Annotated in this window: 23 protein-coding genes; 11 read left to right on the top strand and 12 right to left on the bottom strand. The window is 68.4% G+C overall.

The genetic code is table 11. From position 1 onward, the window contains the following. Position 1: 1 nt before the first annotated feature. Together ACIBTM_RS08725 and ACIBTM_RS08720 are read right to left on the bottom strand one after the other, a co-directional pair. Positions 2 to 1,186, bottom strand: coding sequence for a pyridoxal phosphate-dependent aminotransferase (locus tag ACIBTM_RS08725; RefSeq protein ID WP_395875939.1), 1,185 nt, complete (start codon positions 1,184 to 1,186; stop codon positions 2 to 4). Positions 1,187 to 1,195: 9 nt separating this feature from the next. Next, a complete protein-coding gene (locus tag ACIBTM_RS08720; protein ID WP_395875938.1) occupies positions 1,196 to 2,098 on the bottom strand; it encodes a TetR/AcrR family transcriptional regulator C-terminal domain-containing protein in 903 nt (300 codons plus the stop codon). A 159-nt stretch (positions 2,099 to 2,257) separates the two neighbouring features. Here ACIBTM_RS08720 and ACIBTM_RS08715 point away from each other — a divergent pair, with 159 nt between their 5' ends. Continuing rightward, the gene (locus tag ACIBTM_RS08715) at positions 2,258 to 3,442 is read left to right on the top strand and encodes an FAD-dependent monooxygenase (RefSeq protein ID WP_395875937.1); all 1,185 of its coding nucleotides are present in this window, start codon (positions 2,258 to 2,260) and stop codon (positions 3,440 to 3,442) included. 103 nt (positions 3,443 to 3,545) lie between these two features. On the opposite strand, the gene ACIBTM_RS08710 is transcribed toward ACIBTM_RS08715, so the two are convergent. From ACIBTM_RS08710 to purD, 7 genes are all read right to left on the bottom strand, one after another. Continuing rightward, positions 3,546 to 4,664 carry a transglycosylase SLT domain-containing protein gene (locus tag ACIBTM_RS08710; protein WP_395875935.1) on the bottom strand — a complete coding sequence of 373 codons (1,119 nt, stop codon included), beginning with the start codon at positions 4,662 to 4,664 and terminating at the stop codon, positions 3,546 to 3,548. 44 nt (positions 4,665 to 4,708) lie between these two features. After that, positions 4,709 to 5,020: a hypothetical protein gene (locus tag ACIBTM_RS08705; protein WP_038521469.1), complete on the bottom strand. Its 312-nt coding sequence runs from the start codon at positions 5,018 to 5,020 to the stop codon at positions 4,709 to 4,711. A gap of 146 nt (positions 5,021 to 5,166) precedes the next feature. Beyond that, on the bottom strand, positions 5,167 to 5,937 hold the full coding sequence (locus ACIBTM_RS08700) for an ESX secretion-associated protein EspG (protein WP_350574802.1): 771 nt from the start codon (positions 5,935 to 5,937) through the stop codon (positions 5,167 to 5,169). Positions 5,938 to 5,941: 4 nt separating this feature from the next. Then, positions 5,942 to 7,588: a hypothetical protein gene (locus ACIBTM_RS08695; RefSeq protein ID WP_395875934.1), complete on the bottom strand. Its 1,647-nt coding sequence runs from the start codon at positions 7,586 to 7,588 to the stop codon at positions 5,942 to 5,944. Between the two features lie 10 nt (positions 7,589 to 7,598). Then, the gene (locus ACIBTM_RS08690; protein WP_395875933.1) at positions 7,599 to 8,240 is read right to left on the bottom strand and encodes a DUF3558 domain-containing protein; all 642 of its coding nucleotides are present in this window, start codon (positions 8,238 to 8,240) and stop codon (positions 7,599 to 7,601) included. Continuing rightward, entirely contained in the window at positions 8,191 to 8,577 is a 387-nt protein-coding gene (locus ACIBTM_RS08685; protein WP_395875932.1) for a type VII secretion target, read from the bottom strand. The genes ACIBTM_RS08690 and ACIBTM_RS08685 overlap by 50 nt, the downstream gene beginning before the upstream one ends. Positions 8,578 to 8,713: 136 nt before the next feature. Continuing rightward, positions 8,714 to 9,976, bottom strand: coding sequence for a phosphoribosylamine--glycine ligase (purD, locus tag ACIBTM_RS08680; protein WP_395875931.1), 1,263 nt, complete (start codon positions 9,974 to 9,976; stop codon positions 8,714 to 8,716). Between the two features lie 176 nt (positions 9,977 to 10,152). Here purD and ACIBTM_RS08675 point away from each other — a divergent pair, with 176 nt between their 5' ends. Both ACIBTM_RS08675 and ACIBTM_RS08670 read left to right on the top strand, forming a co-directional pair. Next, complete coding sequence (locus ACIBTM_RS08675; protein WP_395875930.1) at positions 10,153 to 11,271, top strand: glycerophosphodiester phosphodiesterase; 1,119 nt, start codon at positions 10,153 to 10,155, stop codon at positions 11,269 to 11,271. 353 nt (positions 11,272 to 11,624) lie between these two features. Then, complete coding sequence (locus ACIBTM_RS08670) at positions 11,625 to 13,163, top strand: amino acid permease (protein WP_395875929.1); 1,539 nt, start codon at positions 11,625 to 11,627, stop codon at positions 13,161 to 13,163. Here ACIBTM_RS08670 and ACIBTM_RS08665 read toward each other — a convergent pair. Both ACIBTM_RS08665 and ACIBTM_RS08660 read right to left on the bottom strand, forming a co-directional pair. Continuing rightward, positions 13,147 to 14,370: an MFS transporter gene (locus ACIBTM_RS08665; RefSeq protein WP_395875928.1), complete on the bottom strand. Its 1,224-nt coding sequence runs from the start codon at positions 14,368 to 14,370 to the stop codon at positions 13,147 to 13,149. The genes ACIBTM_RS08670 and ACIBTM_RS08665 overlap by 17 nt on opposite strands. Before the next feature lie 140 nt (positions 14,371 to 14,510). Further along, complete coding sequence (locus ACIBTM_RS08660) at positions 14,511 to 15,446, bottom strand: LLM class F420-dependent oxidoreductase (protein ID WP_395875927.1); 936 nt, start codon at positions 15,444 to 15,446, stop codon at positions 14,511 to 14,513. Between the two features lie 122 nt (positions 15,447 to 15,568). Between ACIBTM_RS08660 and ACIBTM_RS08655 the strand changes: the two genes are divergently transcribed. Beyond that, a complete protein-coding gene (locus tag ACIBTM_RS08655) occupies positions 15,569 to 16,063 on the top strand; it encodes an OsmC family protein (RefSeq protein WP_240596636.1) in 495 nt (164 codons plus the stop codon). Positions 16,064 to 16,132: 69 nt separating this feature from the next. Here the strand turns inward: ACIBTM_RS08655 and ACIBTM_RS08650 are convergent, their stop codons facing one another. Beyond that, positions 16,133 to 17,419, bottom strand: coding sequence for an adenylosuccinate synthase (locus ACIBTM_RS08650; RefSeq protein ID WP_395875926.1), 1,287 nt, complete (start codon positions 17,417 to 17,419; stop codon positions 16,133 to 16,135). A gap of 54 nt (positions 17,420 to 17,473) precedes the next feature. Between ACIBTM_RS08650 and ACIBTM_RS08645 the strand changes: the two genes are divergently transcribed. The 7 genes from ACIBTM_RS08645 (at position 17,474) to ACIBTM_RS08615 (ending at position 25,331) form a co-directional block, all read left to right on the top strand. After that, positions 17,474 to 18,154, top strand: a complete 681-nt coding sequence (locus ACIBTM_RS08645; RefSeq protein ID WP_228694811.1) for a hypothetical protein — start codon at positions 17,474 to 17,476, stop codon at positions 18,152 to 18,154. 360 nt (positions 18,155 to 18,514) lie between these two features. Continuing rightward, the gene (locus tag ACIBTM_RS08640) at positions 18,515 to 19,153 is read left to right on the top strand and encodes a DUF1524 domain-containing protein (protein ID WP_395875925.1); all 639 of its coding nucleotides are present in this window, start codon (positions 18,515 to 18,517) and stop codon (positions 19,151 to 19,153) included. A 207-nt stretch (positions 19,154 to 19,360) separates the two neighbouring features. Next, positions 19,361 to 20,968, top strand: coding sequence for an ABC transporter substrate-binding protein (locus ACIBTM_RS08635; RefSeq protein ID WP_395875924.1), 1,608 nt, complete (start codon positions 19,361 to 19,363; stop codon positions 20,966 to 20,968). Beyond that, positions 20,965 to 21,915, top strand: a complete 951-nt coding sequence (locus ACIBTM_RS08630) for an ABC transporter permease (protein ID WP_395875923.1) — start codon at positions 20,965 to 20,967, stop codon at positions 21,913 to 21,915. The genes ACIBTM_RS08635 and ACIBTM_RS08630 overlap by 4 nt, the downstream gene beginning before the upstream one ends. Continuing rightward, complete coding sequence (locus ACIBTM_RS08625) at positions 21,908 to 22,723, top strand: ABC transporter permease (RefSeq protein WP_395875922.1); 816 nt, start codon at positions 21,908 to 21,910, stop codon at positions 22,721 to 22,723. The genes ACIBTM_RS08630 and ACIBTM_RS08625 overlap by 8 nt, the downstream gene beginning before the upstream one ends. Next, entirely contained in the window at positions 22,720 to 24,297 is a 1,578-nt protein-coding gene (locus ACIBTM_RS08620) for a dipeptide ABC transporter ATP-binding protein (protein ID WP_395875921.1), read from the top strand. Before ACIBTM_RS08625 ends, ACIBTM_RS08620 begins: the two co-directional genes overlap by 4 nt. Then, positions 24,294 to 25,331: an LLM class flavin-dependent oxidoreductase gene (locus tag ACIBTM_RS08615; RefSeq protein WP_395875920.1), complete on the top strand. Its 1,038-nt coding sequence runs from the start codon at positions 24,294 to 24,296 to the stop codon at positions 25,329 to 25,331. The genes ACIBTM_RS08620 and ACIBTM_RS08615 overlap by 4 nt, the downstream gene beginning before the upstream one ends. Positions 25,332 to 25,336: the final 5 nt, after the last annotated feature.

Raw genomic sequence — 25,336 nt, 5'->3', positions numbered from 1 at the left:
CCTAACGTTCAGGGTGATTTCCGGGTTCCCCCTGACCGAGCCAGTCGCCGAGCCTGCGGACACCCTCGTCGATGTCCTCGCGAGAACCCGCGAAGGAGAACCGCACGAACCGGCCGCCGTCGACCGGGTCGAAGTCGATCCCGGGAGCGATCGCGACGCCGGTGTCGGCGAGGAGCCGCTGGCACCAGCTGAGGCTGTCGTTCGTGTACGCGGAGACGTCGGCGTAGGCGTAGAAGGCGCCTTCGGCGGGCGCGAGCTTGTCGATGCCGATGCCCTTGAGTCCGGCGAAGAGGACGTCGCGGTTGGCCAGGTAGCGCTCGACGTGGCCGTTGGCCTCCGCGTACGCCTCCGGGGTGAACGCGGCGACCGCGGCGTGCTGGGAGACCACGGGCGGGCAGATGGTGAAGTTGCCGGTCAGGACGTCGATCGCGCGATGCAGCCGCTGGGGCGCGAGCATCCAGCCGAGCCGCCAGCCGGTCATGGCGAAGTACTTGGAGAACGAACCGAGGACGAGCGCTTCGTTGCCGTACTGCCAGGCGCAATCGAGCCCGGCGCCGTAGGAGATCCCGTGGTAGATCTCGTCGCTGATCAGTTGCACACCGCGTGACGCGCACCAGCCGCTGATCGCCGCCAGTTCACCCGGCGGCAGGACGGTGCCGGTCGGATTGCTCGGGCTGGCCACGATGAGTCCCTTGATCGGCCCCAATTCGTCGAGCAGCGCGACAGTCGGCTGGAAGTTCGTGCCCGCGCCGGTGGCGAACTCGACGACCTCGCAGCCGAGCACCTTCAGCAGATTGCGGTAGGCCGGATAGCCGGGCCGCGCCATCGCGACGCGGTCGCCCGCCTCGAAGGCACTGAGGAACGAAAGCAGGAAGCCGCCGGAGGAACCGGTCGTGATGATGACGTCCTGCGGGCTCACGTCGACCGGGTACGTGCGGTTGTAGTGCTCCGCGACGGCCTCGCGCAGCTCCGGGATGCCGAGCTGCTCGGTGTAGCCGAGGTTGTGCTCCTTCAGCGCCCGTTGCGCGGCTTCGAGGACGGGTCGCGGCGCCGGCGCGGACGGCTGCCCGGCGAGCAACGGGACCAGGTCGCCGTGACTGCGCTGCCGGGCCTGCGCGGCCGAAAGGACGTCCATGACATGGAACGGCGGGACATCGGAACGTGCGGCGGGGCCTGGGATGAGCATGAAGTGAGGCTAACTGGACTTTGCCAGGAGAACCGCGTAGCCGTCGAGGAGCCGCTGCAGGCCGAACTCGAAGAGCGTGTCGAGGTCGTAGTCGAACGGGGCACGCGAGACGACACCGGCGAAGTTCGGGAAACGGCCGCCGGAGACCAGGTCCCAGAGGATCGGCTCGTGCTCCGCCAGCCAGGCGTCGGCCGTGACCGCCGTTCCGGATTCGGTGTCGGCCTCCGCCTCGAAGCTGAGGGCGATGCCGCGCACGTGGTTGAAGATCGTGATGTGCGCGTACATGATCGTCGACGCCGGGAGGCCGTGACCGTCCAGTGCGCGGGTCGCCCAATCCGCGTGGGTGAGCAGATTCGGCAGCGGCTGCGGGCGGGTGATCGAGAGCGCCTGCGCGAGCCAGGGGTGCCGCCGGAACAAGGCCCACTGCGCCCTCGCCATCAGCTCCAGCTGGGCCCGCCAGCCAGGTGGCGGTTCGGGCGGGAAGCGGATTTCACCGAGGGCCATGTCCGCCATCTCGAGGATCAGCTCCTCCTTCGCGGTGACATGGCGATAAAGCGCCATCGTCGCGACGCCGAGACCAGAGGCGACGCGGCGCATCGAGAGCGCGCGGATGCCCTCGGCGTCGGCGATCCGGATCGCCGCCTTCACCACTCGCTCGCGTGACAGCTCCGTCTCGGTTCTCGGCGTGGTCTTCCGGGTGCGGCTCGCGACGACCGTGCCCGCGCCGGGTTTGGCGACGACCAGGCCGTCTCGTTTGAGCGTGGCGAGCACCTTGGTCGCGGTCGCCATCGCGACCCCCCACTCGGCGATGATCCGGCGGGTCGAGGGGACCTTGTCGCCCTCGCGAAGCTCACCGGACGCGATCCGGCGACGGATCTCGGCGGCGATCCGCAGGTAGGGCGGATCGGTCATGGTCGACTCCCTGCCATAGTGCACCTTTGCTCATCTTAACCGGCGCACTACCCAAATCGCACTAGTGCACTAGAGATTCCCTGCCACTTTTCCTGGGCTTTCGTGGTTGCGTCCATACGTTGTACGCAGTGCTTCAAACACCGTACACAAGGAGCGGACATGCGGAAGGTCCTGATTTCGGGCGCGGGCATCGCCGGTACGACGCTGGCGTACTGGCTGCGCCGGCACGGTTTCGCGCCGACGGTCGTCGAGCGGGCGCCCGCTCCCCGGACCGGCGGGCACGCGGTCGACATCCGCGGTACGGCGCTCGGCGTCGTCGACCGGATGGGGGTACTTGACCGCCTCCGGGAGCTACGGACGGACATGCGCGGGATGTCGTTCGTGAACGGCGAGGGCAAGACCCTCGTGAAGGTCACCGACCACACGCTGACCGGCGGGCTCACCGACAGCGAGGACGTCGAGATCCTGCGAGACGACCTCACCGACACGCTGGCTTCGGCCGCCCAGGACGGTGTCGAGTATGTCTACGGGAACTGGATCACCGGGATCTCGCAGCGCACCGACGGCGTCCGGGTCGCCTTCGCCCTCGGAGAGGCTCGGGACTTCGACCTCGTCATCGGCGCGGACGGGCAGCATTCAGCGGTACGATCGCTGGCTTTCGGTGCGGAGAAAGAGTTTTCGCACTACATGGACACCTATCTCGCGGTGTTCACCGTGCCGAATTTCCTCGATCTGGACCGCTGGCAGACCTTCCACATGACGCCGGGGAAACTGGCCGGGCTGTACAGCGCGCGAAAGAACACGGAGGCGCGTGCGGTGCTCGGCTTCCAATCACCGGAACTCGACTTCGACCGGCATGACCTTGAGCAGCAACGAAAACTGATCGCCGACCGGTTCGCGGGCCAAGGCTGGGAAGTGCCGCGGCTGCTTCACGAAATGGCGTCGAGCGAGCTGTACTTCGACTCCATGACCCAGATCCGGATGGACCGGTTCACCGAGGGGCGGGTCGCCTTGGTCGGCGACGCGGGGTATGGACCGTCGCCGCTTTCGGGGCAGGGCACCAGTTTGGCGCTCGTCGGGGCCTACGTGCTCGCCGGGTCGCTGGCCGTTTCCGGCGACCACCGTGCCGCTTTCGCTTTCTACGAAAGGGAAATGCGGCCATTCGTGCTCAAGAATCAAGCGCTGGCCGCGATGAACCAGAAGAATCAGACGCGGTTCCGGCAGTGGAAGCAGATCCAGTCGATGCGGATACTGCCCTATCTGCCGTTCCGGGATCGGCTGATGAAGTCGGCCATGCGACCGGTCACCGAAGCCGCGAATGCCCTGGCACTCAAGTACTACTGACCGCTCGCGAGCCGGGTTGTACATGAAGGCCCCCTTCCTGTACCTAGGCGCAAGGATGGGGGCCTTCATGTACTTGGGATGGCGGGTCGACTCGTGAGATCGTTTAGTAGCCCTGGTATCCGCCGCCACCGGCCATGGACTTCAGTCCCGGGTGGCCCTCGAAGCCGCCGTACCGCGAGAACGTGTACCGAACGCCCGCGATGATGTTGTCGACCGGGTTGTAGATGTCGTCGTGCCCGGGCAGCTTGTGCGCGTTGAAGGTCGGGTCGATGCACTGCATCAGCCCCTTGGACGGCGTGCCCTTCGCCGCGTTGGAGTCCCAGTTGTTGATGGCGTTGGGATTACCGCCGGACTCCTTCTCGATGATCGTCCAGATCTTCTGGATATCCGCCTCGGTCACCGGAATCCCGTTGGCCTGCAGGATCTTGATGGCCTCTTGGATCCACTGCTGGACGTTGCCCGGCGGCGTCGTCGACGGCGGGCCGCCGCTCGGGCCGAGGCCACCGCCCCCACCGCCACCGCCGCCTCCTCCACCGCCGCCACCACCGGCGTGGAGACCGCCGGTGCGCTTCGGGACGGAGCCGTCCTTGCCCGGCATCGGGACCGTGGAGTAGCCGCCCTGGATGTCCTTCTTCATCAGCTCTTGGGACTTCTGGATCATCTGGTTGGCCTGGTCGAGCAGGCCTTTGACCCGGCCGTCCGCGTCCTTGGCGATGCCGTTGATATCGGTCTTGGCCTTCTGGATGATCTCGTCGGCCGAAGGACTCGGCGCCGGCTTGTGATCCTTCTCGGCCTGCGCGGCGGCCGTGATCGCCGCGTTCTTGTCCGACTCCGCCTGGGTGTTCCTTTTGTTGACCGCCGCTTCGGCGTCTTCGTAGACGCCCTTCACCTGGGCCTTGATGTTGCCGAGATCGGTGTGGACGCGATCGAGGTCGTCGACGACCTTGCCCAACTGGTCTTCGACGTTCTTCCCGGCCTTGGTGATCGACTTGACGTACTCGAAGAAGGCCTCCGCGGCGGGCCCTGCCCAGACGCCGCCGTTCAACGCTTCGGTCGACGTCTTCAACGCCGCGCTGTGGTCACCCGCGTTGTCGGCGGCCGTCTTGAACTGCCTCGACGCGTTCTGAATGGCGGCGAGGTTGACCTTGCTGATCTGTTCGGCCTTCTGGACCAGTCCGTCCCAGCCGTCCGGCGTGCCGGCGCCGACACCGTTCAAAGCCACTGCTCAAGCCCCCTTGGTCTTCGGCCCCCAGGCCTGGCGAGTCGTCACAGGTCCCCGTGCACCTTCAGGTTGTCCACGTGGACCGCTTCGGTCTCCTTGATCAACCCCGCCGCCTTTCGCAGCACGAAAGCCGTGGCCTCCATCAGCTGGCCGGCCGAATCGAATTCGTTGTGCACTCCCTGCTTGAACTTGCCGACCGCGCCCTGCGCGTCGCCGTGCTCGTCCACTCCGCCGAAGGGGCTTTCCTTCTCGTCATCCATCCCGGTGACGCCTTTTTTGGTCTTCTCGAACTCGTCCTTGAGCTTCTCCACCTGACCGGCGGCGATCCCCATGGAATCCGGGTCGTACACAGGCACGGTTCGTCATCCCCTTCACGGAAAACTCGTATCCGCCCGATCTGACGCGTGGCCGGTCAGGACGGTTCCCGCGCATACTTTAAGACCTCGGCAGCAGGCCGTGTGCGTATCCACGCCAACTTCCACCCCGCCGATAATCGGGCGAATCAGAAATCGGCGACTTCCCGGATCCTCGTCGCCAGTAGCTGATTGTCCGCCGGGGTGATGGTCGCCCAATCCCGCCCGTCGCGGTTCCGCGCGACCTGGAACAGATACCGGCCCGCGTCCGTGTCGTAGAAGGCGACCACACCGTCCGCGCGCCGGGGGCGGCCGTCGCGGCCCGCGCGTTCGGCGCCGAACTGGCCGCGCGCCTCCTGGCCGAGCAGCATGCCCGCCACCTCCTGCGCCTGCCAGAGGGGCACGTCCAGGTCTTCCAGGGCCGTGACCAGTGCCTTCGCCTCGCCGCGGGCCGCGGCGTCGGCCTGGACGAGGACGTCGTGGGGGATGCTGATCGACTGGCCGACGCCCGGTCCGAGATCGCCCGCGACCGAGACGGCGGCTTCGGCCAGCGAGCTTTCGCGGGCGGGGATCAGCCACACCTGGCCGGAGTCGATCACGCCGAGCAACGCCTGATTGCCGACGCTGACCGCCTGGCCCTTGATCTCGCGATCGGTCCACACCCAGACGTCGATCGCGAGCCGGGGATGCGCGAACAGGTTCAGCATGTCGACCAGTTCGCCCGACGCCTGGTGTCCCCGCGCGAGCCCTCGCGCGCGCAGGGATTCCCAGGCCTCTTCGATCAGTGCCGCCCGTTCCGTATGGGTCGTTCCGGGGCTCGGCACGTCGAGTGCGACATGGCGGCGGGGCAGCCTTTCGGCTTCCCAGAGCATTTCGAACTCGAGTGCGGACAGCACCAGGCTGCCGTTGTCGTTCGGCACAGGTTCAGCGCGTTTCGGAGTTGCCGTGGTCACCGATCACGTCGGGCGACACCAAGCGCTCGTCGGTGAACAGGTCCTTGTCGTCGACGCCATAACGCCTGATGTGCTCCGCGTCCTCTTCGACGTCCTGGGTGGCCGCGCGCTCCATGAACTTCGACTCGGGCTTCGGCTGCTTCGCGCCGATCTTCTCCGAGCGCCGCATGGCCTCCTCTTCCGGAAGCTCGCCGATCGGCAGTTGTCGGGTCGGCTTCACGCCGCCTTCCTGGCGGGGACGGCGGTCGCGTTCCTTGTCGCCGCTCAGCGCGCCACCGGCGACACCGGCGCCGAGCGCGGCGGCACCGGCGCCCAGATCGCCCGCGGCCGGGCCGGTGATCTTCGGGACGGCGGGGAAGCCGCGACCGGATTCGTTGCCGGGGGCCATCGGCGCCTGCGGTCCGGAGCCGACCGAGCGGCCCTTGCCGAGCGCCTGGTCGCCACCGGCGCCACCGCCGACGTTGCCGAAGACACCGGGGCCGGAGCTGGAGCCGGGGCCTTTGCCGAGAGCGCCGTCGATACCGGGACCGGGCCCGAACGACTTGCCGAGCGGTTGCGCCGACGTGGTGCTGTTCGGCGGCGCGCTGCCGGTGGACGGGCCCGGCGGGACACTCGGGGTGTTCGGTGCGCCCGGCGGGACGAACGGCGGCGAGACGGGCGACCCGGTGCCCGGGTACGCCGGCCTGCCCTGTTCGGGCTGCGGGGACGGCCGGTTCGGCGTGACCCAGCCGGCGCCCGGCGCAGGCGCCTTGGACGGCACCGTCGGCGCGGCGGCCGCGGGAGCCGTCGCGCCCGGGGCGGGCGCCGCCGAAGCGGTCTTTCGAGCCGTTCCGCCGCCCATGGCGACGCCGTAGGCCGGGGTCGGGGCGTCGTAGGACGGCGCCTTCGGGTTGCTGACCGGCTGCGCGACCGGCGGCGGCACGTACTTCGACTCGACGGCCGCCGACGCGGGCCGCACGCTGCCGTCCGGGGTCAGATCCGTGGCCGTGCCCGCGAGGTCGAGCGGGCCGGACCCGCCACCCGCACCGGCGGTCGTCGTGGTCTGGGTCAGGTTCATCGCCTGCGGATCGGCCAGGGTGTCGGTCGACAGCAGGTTCTCGCCGCTCGTCTTGGCGTAGTCGTTCAACGCCTCCTGCGCCTGCGCCCGCGCGTTGTTCGCGGCACTGACGGTCTTGGCATGGTCGGTCTCGAACCCGATGAGGCTCAGCAGGACGTCACCGACGGTCAGGCCGCCGGCGCCCTTCCGGACCACGTCCGGATCCGGCAGCTTGTGCAGGGTCCGGTTGAAGGCCTCACCCTGGGCGAAGATCATCTCCGCGGAATGCGAGACCTTCGAGTTCGCGTCCTGGGAGAAGCCCGCCTGCTCGGTGAACACCTGACCGGCGGCGCCACCCGCCTCGCTCTGCCATTCCACGCCGAGCTTGCCCAGCTCGTCGCGCAGCGTCTTGTCGGTGTCGGCGAGCGCGCCCGCGACGGACTTCAGCGCGTCGACGGCGATGCCGATGCTGCCGGTGCCGTCGCCGCTGCGGAACTGCTCGATCTCGGTCGCGATCCCGGTGTCGGTGTAGCCGTCGAACCGAAGATCGCGGAGCCTGCCCGCGAGGTCGGAAACGTTCACGCCGCCCTCCCTAATTGCGTGCTTTCAAGGTCTGCAAAGCCAAATCGGCCGCCAGTGCGGACTTCTCGCACAGTTGCGGCATGGTGAACGCGCCGGCGGTGACGGTGACGGCCCGCACCGCCAGCGTCTGTCCTTTCGCGACGCCGACGAGCGTTTCGCAGTCGGACGGCGTCCCGGTGTCGCGGTGGTTCCTGATGGCGGGGAACCCGCCGACCTGCGCCGGTTCCGTCGTCATGCTGTTCTTGCGGCGTTTGCCGGTGAACCATTCTTCGACGTCCGCGGTGATCGTGCGGACGTAATAGCTGTGGAAGGGCTGCTCGGCGTCCGCGTCGAAGACACAGGTCGGGCCGTCGATCGGTTCCGCGGCCGCGCGCGGTTTGCTGTTGATCTTGAGCCGGTCGAGTTGCGGATCGGCGAGCAGGGCACACGGATCGGCACCCTGGAGGTTCAACTCGGCGGGTCTGGCGGGCAGCGCGGACGCCTTGGCACCCTGCGTGGCCGAAGCCAGCGCGGGTTCGTCCGGGAACGCCTGCCCGCCCGTGTCCGTGGTACATCCGGCCAAGGCGAGGGTGAGCACGCCGCCGGACACCAGCACACGGGGCCTACGCCCGGTGAACACCACGGTCCCCGAGCGCGGCGGCCTTGTCCGCATCACTGGTCTTGTACTCCTTGGCCGCCGTGCGGAGCTGGCTGACCAGCCCCCGCAGACCGGCCACGTACGCCCGGACCTGCGCGGCGTACGACTGGTCGCCGTCGGCCACGAGCTCGTTCCAGACGTTGGTCGCGTGCACGCTCACGGTGTCGTTGGCCGGGGTGTCGATCCGCAGCTGGTCGAGCCGCGTCATGAGCTTGTCCTGCAAAGCGTCGACCTGCTCTTCGACGATCTTCGCCACTTCGAGCAGTTTCGACGGATCGACTCTGATGTCGGCCACCGACGGTGGCGTCGGGACCGCCGACGTGAGGTCCTGGACCTTGCCCGATGCTGCCATTCCCCACCCCTTGGACACTGCGCACGGTGACCGGTCGTCCTGTCTGAGGCTACCAACGCGGATGTATCGGCTGCCTAAGCTTTGCCGGAAATACCGGGTTAGACGCACCCAGGACCGGGACGGTTCCGTCCGGAATTCACGAGACCGGGGTGGCGATCTCTCCCTTGGCGGCGAGCAGGGCGATGTCGGTGCGGTGGTGGGAGCCGGCCAGGTGGACCTTCTCGACCGTCGCGTAGGCGTCCTTGCGGGCGGCCTTCAGGTTCTTGCCGGTGCCGACGACCGACAGCACGCGGCCGCCGGCGGAGACCACGGCGCCGTCGTCGCGGCGGCGGGTGCCGGCGTGGAGCACGCCTTCGAGCTCACCGCCGGTGATGACGTCACCGGTCCTCGGCTTGCCGGGGTAACCGTCCGCGGCGAGCACGACGGTGACCGCCGCGCCGGAATCCCAGTCCAGCGGCGGCAGTTCGGCGAGCTTGCCGGTCGCCGTCGCGTGCAGGACCTTGCCGAGCGGGCTGCGCAGCAGCGCCAGGACGACCTGGGTCTCCGGGTCGCCGAACCGGCAGTTGAACTCGATGACCTGCGGGCCTTCGGAAGTCAGCGCGAGACCGGCGTAGAGCAGGCCGGAGAAGGTGGCGCCGCGCTTGTCGAGTTCGTCGACCACGGGCTGGACGATGCGGGCGACGACGTCGTCGACCAGGTCCTTCGGCGCCCACGGCAACGGCGCGTACGCCCCCATGCCGCCGGTGTTCGGGCCGGCGTCGCCGTCGCCGACGCGCTTGAAGTCCTGCGCGGGCAGCAGCGGGACGACCGTGCGGCCGTCGACGAAACAGAAGAGTGAGGCCTCCGGGCCGTCGAGGAAGGACTCCAGGAGCACCGGGTGTCCGCCGTCGAGCAGCATCAGGGCGTGCTTGCGCGCGACGTCGACGTCCGTGGTGACCACGACGCCCTTGCCCGCGGCGAGACCGTCGTCCTTGACCACCCAGGTAGGGCCGAAACGGCCGAGCGCGGCATCGAGGCGGGCCGGGTTGTCGACGACCTCGCAGTGCGCCGTCGGCACCTTCGCGGCCGCCATGACGTCCTTCGCGAAGGCCTTCGAGCCCTCGATCCTGGCCGCGGACGCGGACGGGCCGAAGCAGGCGATGCCGGCCTTCCGGACCGCGTCGGCGACACCCGCCACCAGCGGAACCTCGGGACCGACCACCACCAGGTCCGCCTGCCACTGCTTCGCGAGGGCGGAGACCGATTCGGGGTCGGCCGCGTCGACGCCGAGCTGCTCGGCCACCGAAGAGGTGCCGGCGTTGCCCGGGGCACAGGCCAGTGCGGTGACGGAAGGGTCTTCCGCGACCGCGAGGACAAGTGCATGCTCACGGGCGCCGGACCCGATTACCAGTACGCGCACGACGCACAGGGTAACCGGGCCGGAGACACCCGAACACGTCGCCGTCCTCGAGCGGGTGGTTCCATTCGGCGTTCACCCGGCGGTCAGGCCTCCGCCGGTCCGTCTTCGCCGACCGGACTCCTCCTGCGTCAAGGGTGGCGCGGTACCCCGAGTTCAAGTGAAAGAGGTCATCCACCATGCGAAAGCGCCTGGGCGTGCTCGCCCTGTCCGGACTCGCCGTACTCAGCGTCACCGGGTTGGCCGGCGCCGCCGAGCCGGGTGCCCGAGATGTGTCGGCGTCGGCCAAGGGCCACGATGGGCCGGTGATCGTCGGACACCGCGGCGCCCCCGGCTACCGCCCGGAGCACACGCTCGCCTCGTATGAGCTCGCCTACCGTCAGGGCGTCGACTGGGTCGACGTCGACCTGGTGCCCACCAAGGACGGCCAGCTCGTCGCCCGGCACGAGAACGAGATCAGCGGGACCACCGACGTCGCGAAACACCCCGAGTTCGCGAACCGGAAGGCGACGAAGGTCATCGACGGCACGTCGTTCACCGGCTGGTTCACCGAGGACTTCACGCTCGCCGAGCTGAAGACCCTGCGCGCGACCGAGCGGATCCCGCAGCTGCGGCCGAACAACAAGATCTACGACGGCCGCTACCAGATCGCCACCTACCAAGAGGTGCTCGACCTGACGCGTCGCCTTGGCCGCGAACTGCGCCGCGAGCTGGGGACGTACCCGGAGATCAAGCACTCGACCTACTTCTCGTCGATCAAGAACCCGACCGAGCCGAAGCTGGTCGAGCTGCTCAAGCGCAACGGGCTCAACCACCCGAAGGCGCCGGTGATCATCCAGTCGTTCGAGGTGTCGAACCTGATCGAGCTCTCGCGTCAGGTGCGAGTGCCGCTGCTGCAGCTGACCTCGGCGAGCGGCGCTCCGGCCGACTTCGTCGCGAAGGGTGACCCGCGGACGTACGCCGACCTCGTGACGCCGGCGGGCCTGAAGGAGATCTCGAAGTACGCGGACTACCTGGGCCCGGAGAAGGCGCAGGTCATCCCGGTGGTGAACGGTGCGCTGGGACAGCCGACCAAGCTCGTCGCCGACGCGCACCAGGCCGGGCTGAAGGTCGGGCCGTACACGTTCCGCAACGAGAACAACTTCCTCCCGCAGAACCTGCGTTCGTCGGCGAACCTCGCCGAGTACGGCAACGCGTTCGCCGAGCAGGAGGCGTTCCTCAAGGCGGGTGTCGACGGGTACTTCGCCGACCACCCGGACACCGCGCTGGAGGCCGTGAAGGCGTTCCAGGGGCGCTGACCTCGCTGTACGTGTCTGAAGGCGGGCGGGCCGGTCGTAGGGGTGTGTGGAAATAGGGACGTTGAACGTCTCTACTTCCACACACCCCTTACACGCAGTAGCGCTTACACCCCACCAGCTACATCGAGTGGCCCATCTGGGGGCAAAAGCGAGGCCTCCTGCTCGCGTCGCCGTCTTCGCGCTCCCACGTCGAGTGTCAGGAAAGGGTCGTTCAGGACGAAATCCGTCCTGAACGACCCTTTCCTGACATCTGGGGACGGTTTTCTTGACGAGTCCTTGACATGCGCAGGTCGGCGGGCCTAATTTCGGCGGATCTCAATGGTCTGTCCGCATACCTTTTAAGTGGGTGCCCGATGGATGTCTCTGACAAGCAGGCCGCAGAACCCGCCGACGAAGACAGTGCCCGGCTCCACCAACTCGGCTACGCGCAGGAACTCCGGCGCACGATGTCGACCTTCTCCAACTTCGCCGTCTCCTTCACGATCATCTCGATCCTCTCGGGCTGCCTGACCCTCTACGGGTTCGGCATGAAGACCGGCGGACCCGCAGCGATGATCTGGGGCTGGCCGCTGGTCGGCCTGTTCGTCATCCTGGTCGGGCTGGGCATGGCCGAGGTCTGTTCCAGCTACCCGACCGCGGGCGGCCTCTATTACTGGGCGGCGAAACTCGCCCCGCGCAACGGCGCGGCGTGGTCGTGGTTCACCGGCTGGTTCAACCTCATCGGGCAGATCGCCGTCACCGCGGGGATCGACTTCGGCGCGGCGCTGTTCCTCAACGCCTTCCTCGACCTGCAGTTCGGTTTCGAGGCGACGCCGGGCAACACGATCCTGCTGCTGGCGATCATCCTGGTGGTCCACGGCCTGCTGAACACCTTCGGCGTCAAGATCGTGGCGCTGCTGAACAGCATCAGCGTGTGGTGGCATCTGGTGGGTGTGCTGGTCATCGTCGGGGTGCTGATCATCGTGCCCGCCAAGCACCAGGACGCTTCCTTCGTCTTCGGCGAGTTCGTGAACAAGACCGGCTGGGCTTCACCGGTGTACGTCTTCTTACTGGGGCTCCTCGTCGCGCAGTACACGCTGACCGGCTACGACGCCTCGGCGCATATGACCGAGGAGACCAAGAACGCGGCGAAGGCCGGGCCGCGCGGCATCATCAACTCGATCCTCGTCTCCCTGGTCGCCGGGTGGATCCTGCTGATCGGCCTCACGTTCGCCATCCAGGACTACGACGGCGCCGTGGGCTCCGAGACCGGGGTGCCGCCCGCGCAGATCTTCATCGACGCGACCGGCGCGACGACCGGCAAGTTCCTCCTGCTCATCTGCATCGGTGCGCAACTGTTCTGCGGGATGGCGTCGGTAACCGCGAACTCGCGGATGATCTACGCCTTCGCCCGCGACGGCGCGATCCCGGGTTCGAAGTTCTGGCACCGCATCAACAAACGCACCCAGACACCGACCAACGCGGTGTGGCTGGCCGCCGGCGGCGCTCTCCTGCTCGCCCTGCCATACTTGTGGAGCGCGACCGCCTACGCGGCGGTGACCTCGATCGCCGTCGTCGGCCTTTACGTGGCCTACGTGATCCCGGTGTTCCTGCGGGTGCGCAAGGGCGACGACTTCGAACCGGGGCCGTGGAACCTCGGCCGCTGGGGCAAGCCCATCGGGACCATCGCGACCGTCTGGGTGTGCTTCATCTTCGTGCTGTTCATGCTTCCGCAGGGATCACCGGTCACCATCGACAGTTTCAACTACACGCCCATCGCCTTCCTTGTCGTACTCGGTGGTGCGGCGGTGTGGTGGTTCGCCTCGGCACGCAAGTGGTTCACGGGCCCGAAGGTGCAGGGTTCCGAGGAAGAACTCGCCGCGGTGGAAAAGGAACTCAAGGAACTGGGGTAGCGGCGGCGTTCTCCCGGGAGCGGCCGGCGCGGACTCCGGTCACCGCGGCCGCTCCCAACGCCCCGACTCCGGCGAAGGCGTAGAAACCCCACGGATACGCGATCCCGGCGGTCAGCAATGCACCGCCGAGGATCGGGCCGCTGATCGCGCCGACCCGGCCGACACCGGCCGCCCAGCCGATTCCCGTGGCGCGTTGCCAGTCCGGATACGTCTTGCCGATGTAGGCGTACACGAGCACCTGCGCGCTGAACACGAAACCGCCGGTGAGGAACACGGCCGCGTACAGGGCGACCGCGGGCAGCTTCACGCTCAGCAGGGCCAGGAACACCGCCGCCCCGAGGAACCAGAAGATCACCGCCGGGCGCACGCCGACCTTGTCCGCCACCCGCCCAGCGACGAGCAGGCCGACGACGCCGCCGAGGTTCAGCGTGAGCAGCAGCCCGAGCGCCGCGCCCAGCGGGTACCCGGCCTGGCGCATGATCTCCGGCAGCCAGGTGTTGAGCCCGTAGACGAGCAGCAGCCCCATGAACGACGTCACCCAGAACGCGATGGTGGCGCGCAGGAGCCCGCCGCGGAACAGCCCGCCGACGACTTGGGTCGCCGAATTCTCCTGCGTCTCCCGCGCCCGCTCGAAGGACTCGGATTCCGGCAGGTACTTGATCATCAGCGGCACGAGCACCAGCGCGGGCAGCGCGCCCGCGACGAACATCGCGCGCCAGCCGAGCGGCTGGATCAGCCAGATGCCGAGCAGGGCCGTGAGCACCGCCCCGACGTGATAGCCGGTCATCACCGTGGTGGTCGCACTGCCGCCTTTCCCCTTGCGGGCGTACTCGGTGACCAGCGCGATCGCCGTCGGCAGACAGCCGCCGAGGCCCAGCCCGGCGAGGAACCGCAGCAGACCGAAGACGAACGCCGACGGGGAGATCGCGCAGAGCGCGGTGAACGCCGAGAAGGCGGTGACCGCGATGATCAGCGCCTTGCGACGGCCGATGAGGTCGGTGATCGTGCCGATCGCCATCGCGCCGATCATCATGCCGATCAGGCCGAACGTCGAGATCACCGACGCCGTGCCCGGTGTCAGGCCCCAGACGTGGTCACGGAGCAGCGCGGGCAGCACCGTACCCAGGACGACCAGGTCGAATCCGTCGAGCAGTACCGCCGTCCAGGCGAGTGGGACCACCCACGAACGGGCCGCGGCAGGGGACATGGGGACCTCCAGCTGTGTTCGCTATGCGCACGAGTATGCACAATCCGAACGCTGTGAGCAAGGCCACTGGGTCGCTGGATGTCATGAAAGGGGCGTTCAGGACGATGAATGTCCTGAACGCCCCTTTCATGACACTTGAGTCAGCGCTTGGCGAGGTCTCCGAGGACACTCCAGGTGCGGAGCCGCTCTTCGGTGTTCCGGATGCCGCTCTGTGCCGCGACGACCTCGGTCGCCCCGGCGTCGAAGTACCGCTGGATCTCGGCCGCGACGGTCTCCTCGTCCCCCGCGATCACCAGCTCACCGGCGGAATCCACCCCCTGGGCGTCGAAGACCGCGCGATAAGAGGGGATGTCACGGAAGAACGCGTACTGCCGGTCGACCGTGGCGCGGACGGCGTCGGGATCCCCGGTCACGACGACCGGGACCATGGCGATGATCCGCGGCGCCTGCCGGCCGGCGGCGGCCTTGGTGATCTCCGGGACGATCAGCTCGGAAAGGGCCTTCGGCCCGGCGAGGAACGGGATCGTGCCGTCGGCGAGTTCGCCGGTGACGCGCAGCGCCTGCCGTCCCATCGCGGCGACGATCACCGGGATGTCCGAAGACCCCGCGACGGAAAGCGACGCCGCGAAACCCTTGGCGTGCGCTCGGACCGTCTCGCCGTGGAAGTCGACTTCGCCGCCGCTGAGCACCTGTCGGAGGATCGTGAGGTACTCGCGAAGGTGTTTGATCGGCGACGGGTACTCGATGCCGTACGCCGGTTCGAGCCAGTTCTTCGCACCGGTTCCCAGGCCGAGCACGAACCGGCCGCCGGTGGCCGCCTGCGCGGTCTGCGCGAGACCGGTGATCAGCAAGGGATGCCGCGGGTAGATCGGGACGACGCTGGTCCCGACGGTGATCCCCGGGACCGCGCGGCCCGCGAGGGCGGCGACGGTGATCGCGTCGTGCTCCATCTGCTGCGAGAACCAGACGGACGTCAAGCCCGCGTCGGCGGCCTGCCGGGTCTGCGTGATGAGTTCGTCGACGATGTTGACGGCGTCCGCGGTGTCCCCGGACGGGAGTGCCACTCCGATGGTCATGTTCAACGGCAACGACGCCGTCTCACGGATATTTCGCCGTTCACCAGTTGAGATCATGCGCGCGGATTCCGGTGTTGGCTCACCCTGGGCGGCGTCCGACACCTCGATTTTGGAGAGACCCGATGTCGCTGACCGATGTCATCGAAGGAACCAAGACCGCCGTCGACGCCGACCCGCGCAACGCCGCCGTCTCGTTCAGCGTCGCCAACGCGCTGAACCCCGGGACCGCGACCCGGGTGGACGTGCGGGTGCGCGACCACTCGTTCGCCGTCGACGAGCCCGCCGCGCTCGGCGGCACCGACACCGCGGCGAACCCGGTCGAGTACGCGCTCGCCGCGCTGGGCTCGTGCCAGGTGATCACGTACCAGTTCTGGGCGGCGAAGCTCGGTGTGCCGCTCGAAGGCGTGCAGGTGACCGTGGACGGCGACATCGACCTTCACGGGTTCTTCGGATTCTCGGAGACCCGGCCGGGCTTCGGGGATGTGCGCGTTTCGGTCGAGCTGAGCGGGCCCGCCGGGGCGGAGGTCTACGAGGACCTGAAGCGGCAGGTGGACGAGCACTGCCCGGTGCTGGACCTGTTCCGGAACCCGACGCCGGTGAAGACCTCGCTCACCTGAGACGCCAGGAACGGGCCGTTCCTTGCGAAATTTGCAAGGAACGGCCCGTTCATAGCGCGCGAAGGGGGGTCAGACGAACTCGTGCCGCACGATGGTCTGCTCCCGCCCCGGGCCGACACCGATCGCCGAGATCCGCGCGCCCGAGAGCTCTTCGAGCCGCTCGACGTAGGCCCGCGCGTTCGCCGGCAGCTCGTCGAAGGTGCGGCAGCCCGAGATGTCCTCGAACCAGCCCGGCAGCTCTTCGTAGATCGGCAGCGCGTGGTGCACGTCGGTCTGCGTCATCGGCATGTCGTAGGTGCGGAACCCGTCGACCTCGTAGCCGACGCACACCGGCACCTTCTCCAGCCCGGACAGCACGTCCAGCTTGGTGAGGAAGTAGTCGGTGATGCCGTTGACCCGCACCGCGTAGCGCGCGATGACCGCGTCGAACCAGCCGGTGCGCCGCGAGCGGCCGGTGGTGACACCGAACTCGCCGCCCTGCTTGCGCAGGTATTCGCCGGACTCGTCGTCCAGCTCGGTCGGGAACGGGCCGGAGCCGACGCGGGTGGTGTAGGCCTTGAGGATGCCCAGCACCGTTTCGATCTTGCCGGGGCCGATACCCGAGCCCGCGCTCGCGCCGCCGGAGGTCGGGTTCGACGACGTCACGAACGGGTACGTGCCGTGGTCGACGTCGAGCAGGGTGCCCTGCGAGCCTTCGAGCAGCACGGTCTCGCCGCGTTCGAGGGCCTGGTTGAGCTGCAGGCGCGTGTCGGCGATGCGGTGCGCGAACTTCTCGCCCGCGGCCAGCACCTCGTCGGCGACCTGGTTCGCGTCCAGCGCCTTGCGGTTGTAGACCTTGACCAGCACCTGGTTCTTGAACTCCAGTGCCGATTCGACCTTCTGCCGGAAGATCTTCTCGTCGAGCAGGTCCTGCACGCGGACGCCGACGCGGGCGATCTTGTCCTGGTAGCAGGGGCCGATGCCGCGGCCGGTGGTGCCGATCTTGCGGCTGCCGAGGTAACGCTCGGTGACCTTATCGATCGCCACGTGGTACGGCATGATCAAGTGCGCGTCGGCGGAGATCAGCAGCTTGCTGGTGTCGACGTCGCGTTCTTCCAGCCCGGCGAGTTCGTCGAGCAGCACGCCCGGGTCGATGACGACACCGTTGCCGATGACGTTGGTGACGCCCGGTGTGAGGATCCCGGACGGGATGAGGTGGAGGGCGAAGTTCTGCCCGTCGGGAAGGACTACGGTGTGGCCCGCGTTGTTACCGCCTTGGTAACGCACGATCCACTGGACGCGGTCGCCGAGCAGGTCGGTGGCCTTGCCCTTGCCCTCGTCCCCCCATTGGGCCCCGATCAGCACGATGGCCGGCATGTGACACTCCAGGTGTTCGGCGACTTGTGGTTTGGCGCTGGTAAATGCCGGTGCATGAGCGTAACGGAGGGCCTTCGGGTGCGCGGAATAGTGGTGGTCTGTCCGGAGGGCGAGCCCACCCTCCCGGAGATCGACGACGTCGAAATGGTGCACGTCCCGAGCCGCCCCGGCAAGGCGGATATCGACCCCTTGCTGGGGGAACACGATCACTTGGTGGTCGCGGGCACCGATGCCGACCTCGCGGCGGTCGCGCTGCGGCTGTTACGAAAAGAACAGCTCTCGGGCGTGTCGCTCGGCTTCGTGCCTTCCTCCCCGGACTCCGACGTCGCCCGCATCTGGAGCCTTCCGACGCAGCCGCTGCGCGCCCTCTCGCTCGCGTTGCGCGGCGAGGTCGACCCGGTACCGCTGATCCGCGACGACACCGGCGGCGTGCTGGTCGGACGCGGGGTGATCGGGATGATCCGCGGGGTGGCCTACTGCGACGAGCACACCGTCCTGCGCGGGCCCGCGCGCTCGATCGAGGTCGAGCCGGACACGAGCGGCCCGGGGCTGATGGTCCGGGTGACCAAGGGGACGCTGTTCAAGCGGCCGTCGACGCAGTACGCGCGGGCGTTCCAGCTCGGCTGTATCCCGACGCGGCCGAGCAGCGACGGCGTCGCCCATCCGCGCGCCATGAGCCGGTGGACCTGGTATCGGCACACCGAGGACCTCCGGCTGGTCCGCGGGCTGGACTAGAGGGTGTCGCCAAACTGAAGTCCGCTGGTCGGGCGAGGGCACGCGCGCGCGTTTCTCTTCGGCCGGAGGCCTCGGATTTGCGAAGGCGGGCCGCTGACACGGCCGAGCGAGTGGCTCGCCTTGCCGCGGCCCGGCTGCGGAAATCCGAAAGCGCGCTCTGACAGACACCGACTAGGCCGTTCGGCTCAGAACCTTCAGCTGGACTTTCCGAAGATTTTTCGGCTGCGTACACCGCGTCCTACCTGCACGTGACACCCTCCGTTCACGAATAGCCAGCAGAGTGTCATCCGATGGTGTTGCGTGGGCCATATCCGTGCCGCATGGTGACCAGGTCCCCAAACCTGACACGGAGGCAGCAATATGCCAACTGTGCTTGCTGTTCGTCGCTCCTTCACCGTTCTCGCCGTCTCGGCGATCGTCTCCGCGGGCGTGGTGGGTGTCGCCGAGGCGACGCCCCCGGGCATCCCTTCGGCCGACACCGCCAAGACCCAGCTCGCCTCGCTGACCGTCAAGCCGGACGGTTCGTCGACCGGGTACAGCCGCGACAAGTTCCCGCACTGGTCCGACCAGGGCAACAGCTGCAACACCCGTGAGGTCGTGCTGAAGCGGGATGGCACGAACGTTCAGCAGGACAGCAGTTGCGCCGCCGTCTCCGGCAGCTGGTTCAGCCCGTACGACGGCGCCACCTGGCGCGCGGCGTCCGATGTGGACATCGATCACGTCGTCCCGCTGGCCGCCGCGTGGCGCACCGGGGCGTCGTCGTGGACCACCGCGCAGCGGCAGGCGTTCGCGAACGACCTCAGCGCGCCGCAGCTGATCGCCGTCACCGACAACGTCAACCAGGAGAAGGGCGACAAGTCGCCGGACGCCTGGAAGCCGCCGACCGTCGGCTACTGGTGCACCTACGCGAAGATGTGGACCACGGTGAAGTTCAAGTACAAGCTGAGCATCAAGTCGGCGGAGAAGACCGCGCTGACGGACATGCTCAACCGCTGCTAGACCGGTTTTCCCGTGAAGGCCCCCTTCCCTCGGCTCAGCCGAGGGAAGGGGGCCTTCACGCGCGACCCACGCTGTCAAGCGAAAAGGTGGGACGTTTCGCGGGCTGGGAGCCGGGCTCAGCATGTGGGCGGGCCTCAAGGTCGTGATTAGCGTGAATCGGGCAGGCGCAAGCAAGAAAGCGCCCCGTTCCCCGCTGGAGGCCAACCGGTGTCCCGAACCGCCGCCACGTCCTTGCTCGCCCTCACCGCACTTGTCGCCACCGCCTGCTCGTCCGCGGGCGGTTCGACGGGCGCCGACGCCGGGCCACCCAAACCCGGTGGCACGCTGCGTCTCGGGATCTCGTCGAGCCCGGACTGCATCGACCCGCAGCAGGTCGGCACCAACGCTTCGCTCAACGTCGGCCGCCAGCTGGTCGATTCGCTGACCGACCAGGACCCGGCCACCGGCGAGATCAAGCCGTGGCTGGCCGAAAAGTGGGAGAGCAACGCGGATTCGACCGCGTTCACCTTCCACCTGCGCGACGGCGCGACCTTCTCCGACGGCAGCCCCGTCGACGCCGCCGCGGTCAAGACGAGCTTCGACGCGATCAAGGCGCTCGGCCCGAAATCGCAGCTCGGCTCGGGTTATCTGGCCGTGTACAAGGGCACGACGGTCGTCGACCCGAAGACGGTCGAGATCGAGTTCTCCGTTCCCAGCGCACAGTTCCTGCAGGCCAGCTCGACGATGTCGCTCGGCGTCCTCGCACCCGCCGCGTACCGGAAGACCGCCGACCAGCGCTGCCAGGGCGACGGCCTGATCGGCTCCGGCCCGTTCGTTTTCGAGAGCCTGAAACAGAACCAGGAGATCGTTCTCGCGAAACGCAAGGGCTACGACTGGGGCTCGTCGCTGTTCAAGCACCAGGGCGAGGCGTACCTCGACAAGATCGCCTACAAGATCGTGCCGGAACCCGGCGTGCGCACCGGAAGCCTCGCTTCCGCCCAGCTCGACGCCATCACCGATGTCCAGCCGGTCGACGAACCGCAGTTCACCGGCAACGGGTTCACCGAGCCCACCCGCCCTAATCCCGGCATCGTGTTCAACCTGCACGCCAACGTCACCAAGGGTGTGCTCACCGACGAAAAGGTCCGCCAGGCGGTGGTCAAGGGCATCAACCGGCCCGAGGTCACGAATACCGTGCTGACACCGAACTACAAGCCCGCGACCAGCATCCTCGGTTCGGCCACACCGTTCCACGCCGACCTTTCCCCGCTGCTCGCCTACGATCCGGCCGGTGCGACCGCGCTGCTGGAAAGCGCGGGCTGGGTGCCCGGACCCGACGGGATCCGTACCAAGAACGGGCAGCGGCTGACCGCGAAGGTCGTCTTCTCCCTGGTGTTCAACCAGAACAAGAGCGTGCTCGAACTCGTGCAGCAGCAGTTGCGCAAGATCGGTTTCGATCTCCGGATCGAGCAGCGGACGACGGCCGAGACCGTGCAGGTCACGCAGAGCGGGGACTACGAGTATCTCTGGTACAACACCACCCGCGCGGATCCGGACATTCTGCGCAACTTGTTCTCCACCAAGGCGAACAACCGCAGCAAGCTGTCCGCCGGCAACCCGGTCGACGCCCCGCTCGACGCGCAGTCGTCCACTGTGGACCCGGCGAAGCGGAAGCCCGCCGCCGAGGAAGCTCAGCGCGCGATCATCGAGCACGGCTACTCGGCGCCGGTGTTCGAGCTGACCCAGGTGCTGGCGCACGGGCCGAACGCGCACGGTGTCGGGTTCGAGGCGTCGTCGCGGCTTCAGCTGTTCGATGCCTGGGTGTCCGGCTCGTGACACGGTATCTGCTCCGGCGGATCCTGCAGGCCGTCTTCGTCCTGTGGGCCGCGTTCACCGTGTCCTTCGTGATCCTCTATCTCCTGCCGGGCGACGCGGTCAGCGCGAAGCTCGGCGGGGGTGAGGCCGGCCTTTCGGTGACGCCGGAGCAATTGGCCGCGGCGAAGGCGGAGTACGGACTCGACGATCCGTTGCCGCTGCAATACGGAAAGCGGCTGCTCGCGGCACTGCACGGGGACTTCGGCCGCTCGATCGCCACCGGGGACGACGCCACGAACATGGTCGTCTCGGCGCTGCCGCCGACGCTGGCGGTGACCGGGTTCGCCCTGGTGCTCGCGATCCTGTTCGGCGGCGGGATCGCGATCGCCGGCACCGTCACCCGGTACCGCCGCCTGGGCGACCTGCTGCTCGCGTTGCCGCCGCTGGGGATCTCGCTTCCGCCGTTCTGGGTCGGGCTGCTGCTCGTGCAGTTCTTCTCCTTCCAGCTCAGGCTGTTGCCCGCCCTGGGCTCGAACGGCTTCGAGTCGCTGATCCTGCCCGCGATCACGCTCGCCATCCCGACCGGCGCGATCATCGGGCAGGTGCTGGCGAAAAGCCTCCGCACGCAGCTCGCCGAGCCGTACGCCGAGATCGCGCTGGCGAAAGGAGCGAGCCGGTTGAGAGTCCATTTCGGACACTTGCTGCGTAACGCCGCGGTGCCGACGCTCACCATCGCCGGCGTGGTCGCGGGGAACCTGATCGCGGGTTCGGTGATCACCGAGACGGTGTTCTCCCGCGACGGCCTCGGCCGGGTGACGTCGTCGGCGGTCACCGCGCAGGACATCCCGGTGGTACAGGCGGTGATCGTGCTCGCCGCGCTGGTGTTCGTCGTCATCAACCTGCTCGTCGACCTCGTCTATCCGCTGCTGGACCCGCGGATCCGGCACCGGGAGACGGCCGATGCCTGACGTACTCGTCCGCACCCGGCGGCGGCCGGGCCTGGTCCTCGCGATCGCCGTACTGGCCTTCGCCCTGCTGGCAGCCATCGTGCCCGGCCTCTTCACCGGACAGGACCCGCTCGCGGGCGTCCCCGCGGAGAAGATGCAGGGCCCTTCGCTCGGCCATCTCTTCGGTACCGACGAAACCGGGCGGGACATCTTCGCCCGTGTGGTCCACGGTGCCGCGCTTTCGTTGCAGGCGACGGTGATCGCCGTCGTCGTCGCGCTCGTCGCCGGTTCCGCGCTCGGCCTGCTCGCCGGGTTCCGGGGCGGCGCCCTCGATTCGGCGATCATGCGCTGCGTCGACGTCCTGCTGGCGATCCCGTCGATCCTCCTGTCCCTGGCGCTGGTCACCGCGCTCGGCTTCGGGACGACCAACGTCGCGATCGCGGTCGGGGTCGCGAACCTCGCGCAGTTCGCCCGGCTGATGCGGGCCGAAGTGCTGCGTGTCCGCAGTGGCGTGTTCGTCGAAGCCGCTCGCGCGGGAGGAGTGCGCTGGACCGGTGTGCTCGGACGGCACGTGCTGCCCAACGCGCTCGGCCCGGTGCTCGCGCTCGCGACGCTCACCTTCGGCACGGCCGTGCTGGAGGTGTCCGCGCTGAGTTTCCTCGGCTACGGCGCCACCCCGCCGACCCCGGAATGGGGCTCGCTCGTCGCGGGCGGCCGCGGTTTCCTCGCCACCGCATGGTGGATGACGACCTTCCCCGGGCTCACCGTCGCGGCGGTGGTGCTGTCCGCGAACCGGCTGTCCAGAGCGATCGAAGGAGACGTGCGGTGAGCGAACTGCTGACCATCCGCGATCTCGCGGTTTCCTACAAATCCGTACCGGCCGTGGACGGTGTCTCGCTGTCCGTCCACAAGGGACAGATCGTCGCCGTGGTCGGCGAGTCCGGCTCCGGCAAGAGCACGACGGCGCACGCGGCGATCGGGCTGCTGCCTCGCGGCGGGCGGGTCGACCGCGGCGAGATCACCTTCGACGGCCGCGACCTCACGAAACTCTCCGACCGCGCTTGGCGTTCGGTGCGTGGCCGCGAGATCGCCTTGGTCCCGCAGGATCCGACGGTGTCGCTCAATCCCGTGCACCGGATCGGTGATCAGGTCGCCGAGGTGCTGCTGATCCACGGCCTCGCGGACAAGCGCGCGGCCGGGGCGGAGGCGGTGAAGCTGCTGCGCAAGGCCGGGATCACCGATCCGGAGGCGCGGGCGCGGCAGTATCCGCACGAGCTGTCCGGCGGGCTCCGGCAGCGCGCGCTGATCGCCGCCGCGCTCGCCGGACGGCCGAAACTCATCATCGCCGACGAACCGACCAGCGCGCTCGACGTCACCGTGCAGCGGCAGATCCTCGACCATCTGGAAGAACTCGCCGCCGAAGCGGGCACCGCCGTCCTGCTGATCACCCACGACCTCGGCGTCGCCTCGGATCGCGCGTCGCGGATCGTCGTGCTGTCACAGGGAAGCGTCGTCGAGGAAGGCACGACCGGCGAGATCCTCGCGGCGCCCGCACAGAAGTACACGCAGGACCTGCTCGCCGCCGCGCCGAGCCTGTCCGACAGTCCGCTGAGGGAGCCGAAACCACCGTCGTCCGATGTCCTGGTCTCGGTCCGGGGCCTCGGCAAAACCTTCGGGACAGTCCGGGCCGTCAACGGCGTTTCGTTCGACATCGCCCGCGGCCGGACGCTCGCGCTGGTCGGCGAATCCGGTTCGGGCAAGTCGACCACCGCGCGGCTGATCCTGCGGCTGGAGACGCCGACCGACGGTGCCGTCGAGTTCGACGGCCAGGACATCACCGCGCTGCGCGGTGAGGAGCTGCGGCGGCTGCGGCGCCGCTTCCAGCTGGTGTACCAGAACCCGTACGCGTCGCTGAACCCGAAGTTCAGCATCGAGGACGTCATCTCCGAACCGCTGCGGGCCTTCGGTGTCGGCACGAAGGCGGAACGCCGGGCGCGGGCGGCGGAACTGGTCGGCCAAGTCGCCCTGCCGTCTTCGGTGCTGAAACGCAAACCCGCCGAACTGTCCGGCGGCCAACGGCAACGCGCGGCCATCGCGCGGGCGCTCGCCCTGCGCCCGGAGCTGATCGTCGCCGACGAACCCGTGTCCGCGCTGGACGTCTCGGTGCAGGCGCAGATCCTGCGGCTGCTCGCCGACCTGCAGGACGAGCTCGGCCTGACGTACCTGTTCATCTCGCACGACCTCGCCGTGGTCCGGCAGATCGCGGACACCGTCGGCGTGCTGCGCGGCGGCGAACTCGTCGAACTCGGCCCGGCGAAGGACGTCCTCGAACGGCCGAGCGCGGACTACACCCGGGAACTGCTCGCCGCCATCCCGGGCCGGAAACCCTTGGAGACACGATGAAGTTCGGGCTCTTCTCCCTGGTCGCCAACCATCCCGATCCGGTGTCCGGTGCCACCCCGACCCAGCACGAACGCCTGCGCCGGGTCGTCGACGAGGCGATCTTCGCCGAGGAGCTGGGATTCGACGCGTACGGTGTCGGCGAGCGGCACGGCGAACCGTTCCTTTCCTCGGCGCCACCGGTGATCCTCGCGGCGGTCGCGGAACGCACGAAACGTGTCCGGCTGCTGACCACTTTGACCGTAATCAGCGTGCTCGACCCGGTCCGCGTCGCCGAGGACTACGCGACGCTCGACCAGCTTTCCGGCGGGCGGCTGGAACTCATGATCGGGAAGGGCAACGATCCGCGGCATTTCCCGCTCTTCGGCCTCGAAGAGGAGCGGCAATGGGAGTACCAGGCCGAGAAGTTCGCCCTGCTGCGCCGCCTGTACCTGGAGGAGGGCGTGACCTGGGAGGGCGAGTTCCGCACGCCGCTGGCCGACGTCACGACGCAGCCGCGTCCGTTCCACCGCCGACCGCGGATCTGGCACGGGAGCGCGTCGAGCACCGAATCGACCGAGCTGGCGGCGAAGTTCGGCGACCCGCTGTTCACCGCGAACGGCTTCCACCCCAAGAAGAAGTACGCCGATCTGATCGACCACTACCGGCGGCGGTGGGCGGACTACGGCCACGATCCGGCGGACGCGCTCGTCGGTTCCGGCGCGGGCGGGCTGTACGTCGCCAAGACCTCGCAGGAGGCGCTGGACGGGTACCGGCCGTACTTCGAAGCGCTGATGAAGACACCCGCGTATCAGCACAACAAGTCGGAGTTCACCACGCTGGAGGACAAGATCGCAGGCGGTTCCGCCCTCGTCGGGAGCCCGGAACAGGTGATCGACAAGATCGGCGACTACCACGCGTCGTTCGGGCACGAGGTGCAGGCGGTGTCGGTCGACGGACTGGAAGCCGGGGAAGCGCGGGACGTCCTGGAGCTCTTCGCCGCCGACGTCGTCCCGATCGTGCGGAAAGAACTGCCCTCGCGGGTGTGGGAGAGCTAGTACCT

Origin of the sequence: Amycolatopsis sp. NPDC049868 (genome assembly GCF_044461365.1) — a bacterium.
In the GTDB taxonomy this organism is placed as follows: domain Bacteria; phylum Actinomycetota; class Actinomycetes; order Mycobacteriales; family Pseudonocardiaceae; genus Amycolatopsis.
Note: the sequence above shows the minus strand (reverse complement) of the source record. Positions and strands in the feature narration are given on the sequence as shown.

Bases quoted from the DNA above. Each gene is read 5' to 3' on its own strand.
- ACIBTM_RS08725 (WP_395875939.1), bottom strand. From the start codon at position 1,186: ATGCTCATCCCAGGCCCCGCCGCACGTTCCGATGTCCCGCCGTTCCAT.
- ACIBTM_RS08720 (WP_395875938.1), bottom strand. From the start codon at position 2,098: ATGACCGATCCGCCCTACCTGCGGATCGCCGCCGAGATCCGTCGCCGG.
- ACIBTM_RS08715 (WP_395875937.1), top strand. From the start codon at position 2,258: ATGCGGAAGGTCCTGATTTCGGGCGCGGGCATCGCCGGTACGACGCTG.
- ACIBTM_RS08690 (WP_395875933.1), bottom strand. From the start codon at position 8,240: ATGCGGACAAGGCCGCCGCGCTCGGGGACCGTGGTGTTCACCGGGCGT.
- ACIBTM_RS08685 (WP_395875932.1), bottom strand. From the start codon at position 8,577: ATGGCAGCATCGGGCAAGGTCCAGGACCTCACGTCGGCGGTCCCGACG.
- ACIBTM_RS08675 (WP_395875930.1), top strand. From the start codon at position 10,153: ATGCGAAAGCGCCTGGGCGTGCTCGCCCTGTCCGGACTCGCCGTACTC.
- ACIBTM_RS08670 (WP_395875929.1), top strand. From the start codon at position 11,625: ATGGATGTCTCTGACAAGCAGGCCGCAGAACCCGCCGACGAAGACAGT.
- ACIBTM_RS08665 (WP_395875928.1), bottom strand. From the start codon at position 14,370: ATGTCCCCTGCCGCGGCCCGTTCGTGGGTGGTCCCACTCGCCTGGACG.
- ACIBTM_RS08660 (WP_395875927.1), bottom strand. From the start codon at position 15,446: ATGACCATCGGAGTGGCACTCCCGTCCGGGGACACCGCGGACGCCGTC.
- ACIBTM_RS08655 (WP_240596636.1), top strand. From the start codon at position 15,569: ATGTCGCTGACCGATGTCATCGAAGGAACCAAGACCGCCGTCGACGCC.
- ACIBTM_RS08650 (WP_395875926.1), bottom strand. From the start codon at position 17,419: ATGCCGGCCATCGTGCTGATCGGGGCCCAATGGGGGGACGAGGGCAAG.
- ACIBTM_RS08645 (WP_228694811.1), top strand. From the start codon at position 17,474: ATGAGCGTAACGGAGGGCCTTCGGGTGCGCGGAATAGTGGTGGTCTGT.
- ACIBTM_RS08640 (WP_395875925.1), top strand. From the start codon at position 18,515: ATGCCAACTGTGCTTGCTGTTCGTCGCTCCTTCACCGTTCTCGCCGTC.
- ACIBTM_RS08625 (WP_395875922.1), top strand. From the start codon at position 21,908: ATGCCTGACGTACTCGTCCGCACCCGGCGGCGGCCGGGCCTGGTCCTC.
- ACIBTM_RS08615 (WP_395875920.1), top strand. From the start codon at position 24,294: ATGAAGTTCGGGCTCTTCTCCCTGGTCGCCAACCATCCCGATCCGGTG.